General features: G+C 73.6%; 12 protein-coding genes. 4 read left to right on the top strand and 8 right to left on the bottom strand.

Features of this window, described 5'->3' with window-relative positions; translation table 11 throughout:
- From K7B10_RS29225 to K7B10_RS29205, 5 genes are all read right to left on the bottom strand, one after another.
- A partial coding sequence (locus K7B10_RS29225; RefSeq protein ID WP_229340590.1) for a DEAD/DEAH box helicase occupies positions 1–1,448 on the bottom strand: 1,448 nt, incomplete at its 3' end.
- Positions 1,449–1,551: 103 nt separating this feature from the next.
- Positions 1,552–1,755, bottom strand: a complete 204-nt coding sequence (locus K7B10_RS29220; RefSeq protein ID WP_008743912.1) for a cold-shock protein — start codon at positions 1,753–1,755, stop codon at positions 1,552–1,554.
- A gap of 226 nt (positions 1,756–1,981) precedes the next feature.
- Entirely contained in the window at positions 1,982–3,139 is a 1,158-nt protein-coding gene (locus K7B10_RS29215; protein ID WP_229340588.1) for an acetyl-CoA C-acetyltransferase, read from the bottom strand.
- A 19-nt stretch (positions 3,140–3,158) separates the two neighbouring features.
- Positions 3,159–3,746 (bottom strand): TetR/AcrR family transcriptional regulator, encoded by a 588-nt coding sequence (locus K7B10_RS29210; protein ID WP_037845172.1) that lies wholly within the window; start codon positions 3,744–3,746, stop codon positions 3,159–3,161.
- Positions 3,747–3,809: 63 nt separating this feature from the next.
- Positions 3,810–4,607 (bottom strand): SDR family oxidoreductase, encoded by a 798-nt coding sequence (locus K7B10_RS29205; RefSeq protein WP_229340584.1) that lies wholly within the window; start codon positions 4,605–4,607, stop codon positions 3,810–3,812.
- A gap of 72 nt (positions 4,608–4,679) precedes the next feature.
- On the opposite strand from K7B10_RS29205, the gene K7B10_RS29200 reads away from it, so the two are divergent.
- Complete coding sequence (locus K7B10_RS29200; protein WP_229340582.1) at positions 4,680–5,825, top strand: acyl-CoA dehydrogenase family protein; 1,146 nt, start codon at positions 4,680–4,682, stop codon at positions 5,823–5,825.
- Complete coding sequence (locus K7B10_RS29195; RefSeq protein ID WP_229340580.1) at positions 5,825–6,829, top strand: acyl-CoA dehydrogenase family protein; 1,005 nt, start codon at positions 5,825–5,827, stop codon at positions 6,827–6,829. The genes K7B10_RS29200 and K7B10_RS29195 overlap by 1 nt, the downstream gene beginning before the upstream one ends.
- A gap of 48 nt (positions 6,830–6,877) precedes the next feature.
- Here K7B10_RS29195 and K7B10_RS29190 read toward each other — a convergent pair whose 3' ends face one another.
- The 3 genes from K7B10_RS29190 to K7B10_RS29180 all read right to left on the bottom strand — a co-directional run bounded on the left by K7B10_RS29190 (position 6,878) and on the right by K7B10_RS29180 (position 8,484).
- The gene (locus tag K7B10_RS29190; protein ID WP_229340577.1) at positions 6,878–7,621 is read right to left on the bottom strand and encodes a class I SAM-dependent methyltransferase; all 744 of its coding nucleotides are present in this window, start codon (positions 7,619–7,621) and stop codon (positions 6,878–6,880) included.
- Between the two features lie 118 nt (positions 7,622–7,739).
- Positions 7,740–8,108: a hypothetical protein gene (locus K7B10_RS29185; RefSeq protein WP_229340575.1), complete on the bottom strand. Its 369-nt coding sequence runs from the start codon at positions 8,106–8,108 to the stop codon at positions 7,740–7,742.
- Positions 8,109–8,157: 49 nt separating this feature from the next.
- Entirely contained in the window at positions 8,158–8,484 is a 327-nt protein-coding gene (locus K7B10_RS29180; protein WP_229340573.1) for a hypothetical protein, read from the bottom strand.
- 153 nt (positions 8,485–8,637) lie between these two features.
- On the opposite strand from K7B10_RS29180, the gene K7B10_RS29175 reads away from it, so the two are divergent.
- Positions 8,638–9,075, top strand: coding sequence for a nuclear transport factor 2 family protein (locus K7B10_RS29175; protein WP_229345494.1), 438 nt, complete (start codon positions 8,638–8,640; stop codon positions 9,073–9,075).
- Positions 9,075–9,974, top strand: coding sequence for an NAD(P)H-binding protein (locus K7B10_RS29170; RefSeq protein ID WP_229340571.1), 900 nt, complete (start codon positions 9,075–9,077; stop codon positions 9,972–9,974). Before K7B10_RS29175 ends, K7B10_RS29170 begins: the two co-directional genes overlap by 1 nt.
- Positions 9,975–10,062 lie beyond the last annotated feature (88 nt).

Genomic DNA, 10,062 nt, shown 5'->3' with positions numbered 1-10,062 from the left:
CCGCCCGCGGCGGAGCCGGTACGGGCGCCGCCCGACCGGCGGCGGGAGCCGGAGCCACCGCCCGAGCCGCCGCGCGCCTTGGCCGGGGCCGGCTGCTGCGGCACCTCCAGCACCACGGGGATGCCCGAGGGCTCCTTGGCGCCGGTCAGCCGGGACAGCTCCTCGTCGGAGGACTTGATCTGCGCGGTGCGCGGGGAGATCCCGGCGTCCGACATCAGACGGGACATGTCCCGCTTCTGGTCGGGCAGCACCAGGGTGACCACGCTTCCGGACTCGCCGGCGCGCGCGGTACGGCCGCCGCGGTGCAGGTAGTCCTTGTGGTCGGTCGGCGGGTCGATGTTGACGACCAGGTCGAGGTCGTCGATGTGGATGCCGCGCGCGGCCACGTTGGTGGCGATCAGCGCGGTGACCTCACCGGTCTTGAACCAGTCCAGGGTCCGGTTGCGCTGCGGCTGCGAACGGCCGCCGTGCAGGCCGGAGGCGCGGACGCCGTCCGCCAGGAGCTTCTTGACCAGGCGGTCGACACCGCGCTTGGTGTCCACGAACATGATCACCCGGCCGTCGCGAGCGGCTATGCGCGTCGCCACGGCCTTCTTGTCGGTCTCGTCCATGACGTACAGGACGTGGTGCTCCATCGTGCTGACCGCGCCGGCGGACGGGTCGACGGAGAAGGCGACCGGGTCGTGCAGGAACATCTTGACGAGCTTGTCGATGTTCTTGTCGAGGGTCGCCGAGAACAGCATGGTCTGGCCCTCGGGCTGGACCTGCTTGAGCAGCGCGGTGACCTGCGGCATGAAGCCCATGTCGGTCATCTGGTCGGCCTCGTCGAGGACGGTGATCGCGACCTGGGAGAGGTCGGCGTCACCGCGGTCGATGAGGTCCTTCAGACGGCCGGGGGTGGCGACGAGCACCTCGGCGCCGCGGCGCAGGGCGCCGGACTGCCGGTTGATCGACATGCCGCCGACGACGGTCGTGGTGCGCAGGTTGACGGCCGTGGCGTACGGGGCCAGGGCGTCGGTCACCTGCTGCGCGAGCTCACGGGTCGGTACGAGGACCAGCGCGAGCGGCTGCTTCGGCTGGGCGCGGCGGCCGGCGGTGCGGGCCAGCAGCGCCAGGCCGAAGGCCAGCGTCTTGCCGGAGCCGGTGCGGCCGCGGCCGAGCAGGTCACGGCCGGCGATCGAGTTCGGCAGCGTCGCGGCCTGGATCGGGAACGGTTCGGTGACGCCCTGGGCGGCGAGGGTCTTCAGCAGCGCCTCGGGCATGCCCATGTCCTCGAACGCGGCGACCGGCGCGAGCGCCGGGGTCAGCGGTTCGGGCATGGTGAATTCTTGGGGCCGGGCGACGGGGGCGGACTTCTGCCGTCCCGCGCCAGCCTTCGGACGTCCCTGGGCCGCACCTCGACCCCGGGTGGGGCGGCGGCTGGGTCGTGCGGAGCTGGAGCTGGTCATGCGAGAAAGCCCTCCTGAAACCGGCAAGGTAAAGCAAAGGTGCGAAACAGCAGACAAGCCGGGGCCCGCACCTTGCGGTGCGGACCCCGGCAAGCTGAAGCAATTAGGCGGGGAGGATGTTCTCCGCCTGGGGGCCCTTCTGGCCCTGGGTCACGTCGAACGAGACGCGCTGACCCTCGGTGAGCTCACGGAAGCCCTGGGTGGCGATGTTCGAGTAGTGGGCGAAGACGTCCGGGCCGCCACCGTCCTGCTCGATGAAGCCGAAGCCCTTTTCCGAGTTGAACCACTTCACGGTGCCAAGTGCCATTTTAAATCTCCTGAATAGGCGGCAAAGGGCCCCATCCGGAGAGTCCGGCAAAACAATAAAAGCGCCTGAGGAACATTCCCGTCAGGCGCACATAAAGTTCATGGGTACCACAACTGCAACGCCCACCAACCTAGCACACCTCGGCGCCGGCACCCAGCCCCGCCTGCGCCTCAGGCTCGCCTCAGGCGGGGAAGATCCGGGGGCGGAGCCCCCGGAGGCCCCCCGACTACAGCCTCTCGATGATCGTGACGTTGGCCTGGCCACCGCCCTCGCACATGGTCTGGAGCCCGAAACGGCCGCCCGTGCGCTCCAGTTCGTGGAGCAGCGTGGTCATCAGTTTCACGCCCGTGGCACCCAACGGATGACCCAGCGCGATGGCCCCTCCGTTGACGTTCACCCGTTCGGGATCGGCCCCCGTCTCCTTCAGCCAGGCCAGGACCACCGGGGCGAACGCCTCGTTGATCTCCACCAGGTCGATGTCGTCCAGCGACATGCCGGTCTTCTTCAGGGCGTACGCCGTGGCCGGGATCGGGGCCGAGAGCATCCGGATCGGGTCCTCCCCCCGTACGGACAGGTGGTGGATGCGGGCCCGCGGGCGCAGCCCGTGCTCCGCCACCGCCCGCTCGGAGGCGATCAGCATGGCCGCGGCCCCGTCGGAGACCTGCGAGGAGACGGCCGCGGTGATCGTGCCGCCCTCGACCACGGGCCTCAGGCCCGCCATCTTCTCCGGGGTGGTGTCCCGGCGCGGGCCCTCGTCGACGCGCACGTCCCCGTAGGCCACCGTCTCGCGCGCGAAACGGCCCTCGTCGAGGGCCCGGATCGCCCGGCGGTGCGAGCGGAGCGCGAATTCCTCCATGTCGCGGCGCGAGATCCCCCACTTCCGCGCGATCAGCTCCGCGCCGTGGAACTGGTTCACGGGCGCGTCCCCGTACCGGGCCCGCCAGCCCTCGCTGCCCGCGTACGGGCCCTGCGTGAGGCCGAGCGGCTCCGCCGCCTGCCGTGAGGCGAAGGCGATCGGGATCATCGACATGTTCTGGGTCCCGCCCGCGACGACCAGGTCCTGGGTGCCGGAGAGCACTCCCTGCGCCGCGAAGTGGACGGCCTGCTGCGAGGAGCCGCACTGGCGGTCGATCGTGACCCCCGGCACCTCCTCCGGCAGCCCCGCCGCCAGCCAGGCCGTGCGGGCGATGTCCCCGGCCTGCGGGCCGACCGTGTCCAGGCAGCCGAAGACCACGTCCTCGACGGCGGCCGGGTCCACCCCGGACCGCTCGACCAGCGCCTTCAGGACGTGCGCGCCCAGGTCGGCCGGATGGACGCCCGACAGGCCTCCTCCGCGCCGTCCCACGGGGGTGCGTACGGCGTCGACTATGTAGGCCTCGGGCATGGCGGGCGCTCCTTCGGGGTCAGCTGCGTACGGCGATCCCGTCCAGCACCATCGACAGGTACTGGCGGGCGATCTCCTCGGGGCTGTGCTGTCCTCCCGGCCGGTACCAGGACGCCGCCACCCACACCGTGTCGCGTACGAAGCGGTAGGTGAGGCGGATGTCGAGGTCGGCACGGAAGACCTTGGCGGCGACCCCGCGCTCCAGCGTCCCCAGCCAGGCCTTCTCGAACTTCTGCTGCGAGTCGGAGAGGTAGTGGAAGCGGGGCTGCGCGGACAGGTGCCGGGATTCCTTCTGGTAGATCGCGACGGCGGCGCGGTGCCGGTCGATCTCCCGGAAGGACTCGGTGACGAGGGCCTCGATGGTCTCCCGGGGGCCGAGGCCGGCGGCGAGGACGGTGTCGTAGCCCTGCCACAGCTCGGTCAGGAAGGCCGAGAGGATCTCGTCGAGCATCGATTCCTTGGAATCGAAGTGGTAGTAGAGGCTGCCGGCGAGCATGCCGGCGGCGTCGGCGATCTTGCGGACGGTGGTGGCGTTGTACCCCTGCGCGGCGAAGACCTCGGCGGCGGTGTCGAGGAGCTCGCGACGGCGCTCGGGCGAGGCGCTCACCTGGGGCTTCTTGGCTGGCGGTGTGGCTTTCGGCTGGTTCGTTGGCACGGGCCCATTCTGGGGCTACGGATGCTGGCTGCTGACCGAGACGGTCTCGCCCGTCATGTACGACGAGTAGCCGCTGGCCAGGAACACGATGACGTTGGCGACCTCCCACGGCTCGGCGTACCGGCCGAAGGCCTCGCGGGCCGTCAGCTCGGTCAGCAGTTCCTCGCTGGTGACCTTCACCAGGTGCGGGTGCATGGCCAGGCTCGGGGCGACCGCATTGACCCGTACGCCGAACTCGGCAGCCTCCAGCGCGGCGCAGCGGGTCAGCGCCATCACCCCGGCCTTGGCGGCGGCGTAGTGGGCCTGGCCGGTCTGGGCGCGCCAGCCGACGACGGAGGCGTTGTTGACGACGACCCCGCCCCGGCCGGAGGCCCGGAAGGAGCGCAGGGCGGCGCGGGTGCAACGGAAGGTGCCGTTCAGGGTGACGTCGAGGACCTTGCCCCACTGTTCGTCGCTCATGTCGACGAGGGCGGCGGTGCCGCCGAGGCCGGCGTTGTTGACGACGACGTCCAGGCCGCCGTGGGTCTGCTCGGCGAGCGCGAACAGGGCCCCGACCTGGTCCTCGTCGGTGACGTCACAGGGCAGCGAGGTGACGCGGCCGGCGCCGAACTCGGCGGCGAGGGCCTGTTCGGTCTCCTTCAGACGGCGGGCGTGCGCGTCGCCGATGACGATGCGGGCGCCCTCCTCCAGGAATCGGCGGGCGGTGGCCCCGCCGATCCCGGCTCCGGCGGCGGCGGTGATGACGGCCGTACGGCCTTGGAGCAGCCCGTGACCCGGCACGTAGTCGGGGGCGTTGGGGGTGTTCACGCTCATGGCCGTACGTTAACCTACCAAACACTTGTTAGGGAAGTGTCGAGCGGGCCGTGCGACGGAGGCGGACAACTGATGGACCTGACCCATGCACCGGAGGTGGCCGCCTTCCGGGCCGAGGCCCGCGCCTGGCTCGCCGCACACGTCCCGGACTCCCCCCTCCCCTCCCTGGAGACCGCGGAGGGCTTCGCCGCGCACCGGGCCTGGGAGGCCCGGCTGCACGCGGACCGCTGGTCGGCGGTGTCCTGGCCCGCCGAGTACGGGGGCCGGGGCGTGGACATCGAGCGGTGGCTGGTCTTCGAGGAGGAGTACTGGGCGGCCGGTGCGCCCGGCCGGGTCTCGCAGAACGGCATCAGCCTCCTCGCGCCGACCCTCTTCGACCACGGGAGCGCCGAGCAGCGGGCGCGGGTGCTGCCGCCGATGGCGAGCGGCGAGGTGATCTGGGCGCAGGCCTGGTCGGAGCCGGAGTCGGGCTCCGACCTGGCCTCGCTGAGGTCGCGGGCGGTGCGCACCGGGGGCGGCTGGCTGCTGTCGGGGCAGAAGACCTGGTCCTCGCGGGCGGCCTTCGCGGACCGGGCCTTCGGCATCTTCCGGACGGATCCGCAGGCTCCGAAACCGCACCAGGGACTGACGTACCTGATGTTCGACCTGCGGGCGCCGGGAGTGACGGTGCGGCCCATCGGCCGGCTGGACGGGAAGCCCGCCTTCGCGGAGCTGTTCCTGGACGAGGTCTTCGTACCGGACGCGGACGTGATCGGGGAGCCGGGGCAGGGCTGGCGGATCGCCATGTCGACGACGGGCAACGAGCGCGGCCTGACGCTGCGCTCGCCGGGCCGGTTCCTGGCGGCGGCGCAGCGGCTGCGCGCGCTGTGGCGGGCCGAGGGGGATCCGGCGGACACCGCGGCGCGGGACCGGGTGGCGGACGCGGTGGTCGGGGCGCGCGCGTACGAGCTGTTCACCTGGGCCGCGGCCTCGCGGTTCGCCGCGGGTGAGCGGATCGGCGCCGAGTCCAGCCTGAACAAGGTGTTCTGGTCGGAGTACGACATCGCCCTGCACGAGACGGCGCTGGACCTGCTGGGCCCGGACGCGGAGCTGGCGGAGGGCGCGTGGGCGGAGCCCTGGGTCTTCTCGCTGGCCGGGCCGATCTACGCGGGCACGAACGAGATCCAGCGCGACATCATCGCCGAGCGGCTGCTCGGCCTCCCGAAGGGCCGCCGCTGATGCGCTTCCTGCCGACCGGCGAACAGTCGGACTTCGCCCGTACGCTGCGCGGCCTGCTCGACGCCTCGCAGGTCCCGGCGGCCGTACGGGCCTGGGGCGCGGGGGACCACGGACCGGGGCGGGCGCTGTGGTCGCGGCTCGCGGGGACGGGACTGTGCGCGCTCGCGGCGGACGAGGCCCACGGCGACCTGGGAGGGTTGGGGCCGCTGCCGGTGGAGCTGGCGCTCGGCTTCGTGGAGCTGGGTCGGGCGGGGGTGCCGGGGCCGGTGGTGGAGACGGCCGCGGCGGCCGTGCTGCTGTCGGAGCTCGCGCGGCTCGGGGAGGAGGGGCCGGCGAAGCGTTTCCTGCCGGGCCTGGTGGCGGGCGAGGCCCTGGCCACGCTGACCCTGCCGGGCGGCGGTCCGTACGCCCTCGACGCGGACGCGGCGGCGTACTGCTTCACCGTCTCGGCGGCGGGCGGGCTGCGGCTGGCGGGCGGCGGGGAGGGCGGGCCGCTGCGGTCCACGGACCCGGCGCGCCGGCTGTCCCGGCCCGCCCCGGACGGGGAGCCGCTGGCGACCGGCCCCCGGGTCCTCGCGGCGGCTCGCACGGCCCTGGACTGGGCGCGGCTGCTGACGGCCGCGCAGTGCCTGGGGGTGGGCGAGGCCCTGCTGGCGAGCACGGTGCGGTACGTGAAGCAGCGCACGCAGTTCGGGACGCCGATCGGCGGCTTCCAGGCGGTGAAGCACCGGCTGGCGGACACGCTGCTGGCCCTGGAGTTCGCCCGGCCGCTGGTGTGGGCGGCGGCGCTGGGCCTGACGCCGTGGGAGGTCGCGGCGGCGAAGCTGGCGGCCGGCGAGGCGGCGTACGCGGCGGCCATGACGGCGCTGCAGCTCCACGGGGCCGTCGGCTACACGGAGGAGCTCGACCTCTCCCTGTGGCTGCGCAAGGCGCGGCCGCTGCGCGACGCGTGGGGCTCGCCGTCGGCGTGCCGGGAGGCGGTGCTCGGGGAGCTCAAGGGGTAGCGGCGGGCGGGGCGGGGCGGTGGCGGCGGGCCGGGCGGTGGCGGGGGCTCATACGAGGGCCACGCCCAGGGTGACGACGTAGCGCTCCTCGACCGTCCCGTCCGGGAACAGGGCGGTCAGCCGGGCCCGTTCCGCGCCGACGAACTCCTGCGTGCCGGCCGGGCCGAGCATCAGGAAGGCGGAGTGGCTGGCGAGGTTGGCGAGGTGGACCTCGAGAGGGATCCGGCGCGACCAGCGGACCTCGCGCGTGGTGAACTCCGGCCCGGGCGGCAGGGCGCGACGGGCGGCGGGCCCTTCGGCGCCGAAGAGGGTCCGGATCCGCTCGTCCTGCTCGGCGATCCAGGGGACGGCGGGGTCCATGTCGTTCCACCAGAGCGCGAGCGCCCCGCCGGGGCGGAGCACGCGGCGGGCCTCGGGGACCGAGCGGGCGGGGTCGGTCCAGTGCCAGGCCTGGGCGTACGTGAGGAAGTCGAACCCGGAGGTGACGAGCGGCAGCCGGTCGCCGTCCCCGCGCACGAGCGGGATCCCCGGGTTCGCCCGCCGGAATTCGGCGGCCATGCCGTCGCCGGGTTCGACGGCGACGACGTCCGCGCCGCGGGCGCGCAGCGGCCCGGTGGCGATGCCGGTACCGGCCCCCACGTCGGCCACCCTGGCACCGCGCAGCCCCCGCCCGGCGAGCGTTTCGAGGGCGTCGAACAGCTCCCCGGGATACCCGGGCCGGTTGGCCGAGTACTGCGCGGCGGCGGCGTCGAAGGACCGGGCACGGATGCGGGGCGCGGGCGCGGAAGTCATACCGCCATTGTTTTCGATCACGGCCGGTCTCGGCGACCCACTCCGGCGTACGGCGCGGCGCCGGGCTCGGCGCCCGGCGACCGGTTCCGCGCCCGGCACCCGGCACCCGGCACCCGGTTCAGCGGTACTCGCGCACGACCTCGATCCGGCCCGCGATGTGCGCGTTGAACTCGTCCAGCTCCTCCGCCGGCACCCACAGTTCCAGGATCGTCTCCCCGCCCGCCCGCCGGACCGGGTACCGGGCCAGGAACTCGGTGTCCACCTCGAAGCGCGTCACGAAGCCGGCTCCGTCGTGCTTGACGTTCCAGTCGCGGGCGATGCGGATCGCGTACTCCTCGTTGAGGACGGGGTAGAAGATCGGCTGCTCGGGCAGCCGCGGCGGCCAGGCCCGCCAGTCGAGCGCGGCGACGAGGTCGAGCTCGACGGGGCCCGTCGGGCGCCACAGCGTGGTGGTGTTCGCGTTCGCGTTCGGGGTCGTCGTGGACATGAGGCCCGACCCTAGACGCGGCCACACAGTGCCGACCAGCGGGTTTCGCTCAGGCGGGGCGGCGGCCGGGGCGCCGCAGGGAGTAGCGGACCAGGATCAGCGTCTGGACGGCCAGCAGGATCGCCGCCCCGGTCCCGGCCGCCTGAAAGGCGTCCGGTGAGGCCCAGGCCCGGCTGCCCAGTTCCGCGACGCCCACCGCGATCAGTGCGACGAGGAAGCGGGGTGTGAACTCGGCGTCCGTGCCGTGCAGGACGCCTGAGCCGACGACGAAGACGGCCAGCAGCACCGGGATCCACGGGGCGTCCGGCGCGCGCAGCAGCAGCGCGGCGCCGAACTCCACTGCCAGGACGAGCAGGTTGCGGAGCAACATCGACATGAGCACATCATGCCCGCCGCACTCCGGCCGCCGACACCCCTCCGGTTGCAATGCGGACCGACGGTCCGTATCTTCGGGCAAGCGAAACGGACCGTCGGTCCGAATAAGCGCGAACGGAGAGCCGCCATGCCCGAACGCACCTCACCCCCGCCGGTGCCCGCTCCCTCCTCCCCCGCGGAGCTCTACCGCCACGGCCTGCGCCTGCTCCTCGACAAGGACATCGCCTCCTGGGTCGGCCTGTGGTCCGAGCACGGCTCCATGGAGTTCCCGTTCGCTCCCCCCGGCTGGCCCGGGCGGCTGGAGGGGCGGGCGGCCATCGCCGCGTACATGCGCGACTACCCCGACCACATCGACCTGCACGACTTCCCCGACCTGCGCATCCACGAGACCGCCGACCCCGCGACGATCGTGGCCGAGATGCGCGGCGTGGGCCGCGTCGTCGCGACCGGGAGCCCCTTCGACGTGACGTACATCGCCGTCGTGACCGTCCAGGACGGGCGGTTCGCCTCGTACCGCGACTACTGGAACCCCCTCTCCGTCCGCGAACCGGGGCTGGACTTCTCCGCGGTCGACACCCGGAGCGCCGCCTGATGCCCGGCACCGTGCCCGGTACCGCCCCCGGCACCATCCTGGTCATCGGCGCCACCGGGACCACCGGCAGCCGCACCACCGCGCAGCTGGTCGCCGCCGGCCGGCGCGTGAAGGCCGCCGGCCGCACCGCCACCCCGCTCCCGGGCGCCGAGCCGGTCCGCTTCGACTGGTACGACCCCGCCACGCACGGCGACGCCCTCACCGGCGCCGACCGCGTCTACCTGGTCCCGCCCGTCGGCGACCCCGATCCGGCCGCCGTCATGCTGCCCTTCCTGGAGCGGGCCCGCGCCGGCGGCGTTCGCCGCGCCGTACTCCTCAGCTCCTCTGCCATCCCCGCGGGCGGCCCGGCGGTGGGGGCCGTGCACCGCGCCCTGCCCGGCCTGTTCGACGAGTGGGCGGTCCTGCGCCCCTCCTGGTTCATGCAGAACTTCACCGGCACGCACGCCCACGCCGACAGCATCCGCGCCCACGGGACCATCCTGACCGCGGCCGGGACGGGCCGGGTCGGCTTCGTCGACGCCGACGACATCGCCGCCGTCGCCGTACGGGCCCTCACCGACGACCGCGCACCCGACGCCGACCTGGTCCTGACCGGCCCGGAAGCCCTCGGCCACGACGACATCGCCGCGATCCTCACCGAGGTCACCGGACGCCGGGTGGTCCACCACCACCTGACGTACGACGCCCTGCGGGAGCGGCTGGCCGCGGCCATCCCCGCGGAGTTCGCCGCGATGCTGGCCGGCATGGACCGCGCCATCGCCGAGGGTGCGGAGGACCGTACGACCGACACCGTCGAGCGGCTCACCGGCCGCCCGCCCCACGGCTTCCGGGCCGTCGCCGAACGGGAGCTGCCGCTGCGGAGGCCGGCCGCGCACGCGGCGCCGGACGCCTCGCGGTAGGACCGGACGCCCCGCGGTGGGAGGTGTCCGCAAAGTCCCGACTGCCCCGCGACCGCCGCCCTGCCCCGCGACCGCCGCCCTGCCCCGC

The sequence above is a fragment of the Streptomyces flavotricini genome (genome assembly GCF_020639365.1).
Taxonomy (GTDB): Bacteria; Actinomycetota; Actinomycetes; order Streptomycetales; family Streptomycetaceae; genus Streptomyces; species Streptomyces flavotricini.
The sequence above is the reverse complement of the archived record's forward strand: the minus strand, read 5'-3'. Positions and strand labels throughout refer to the sequence as shown.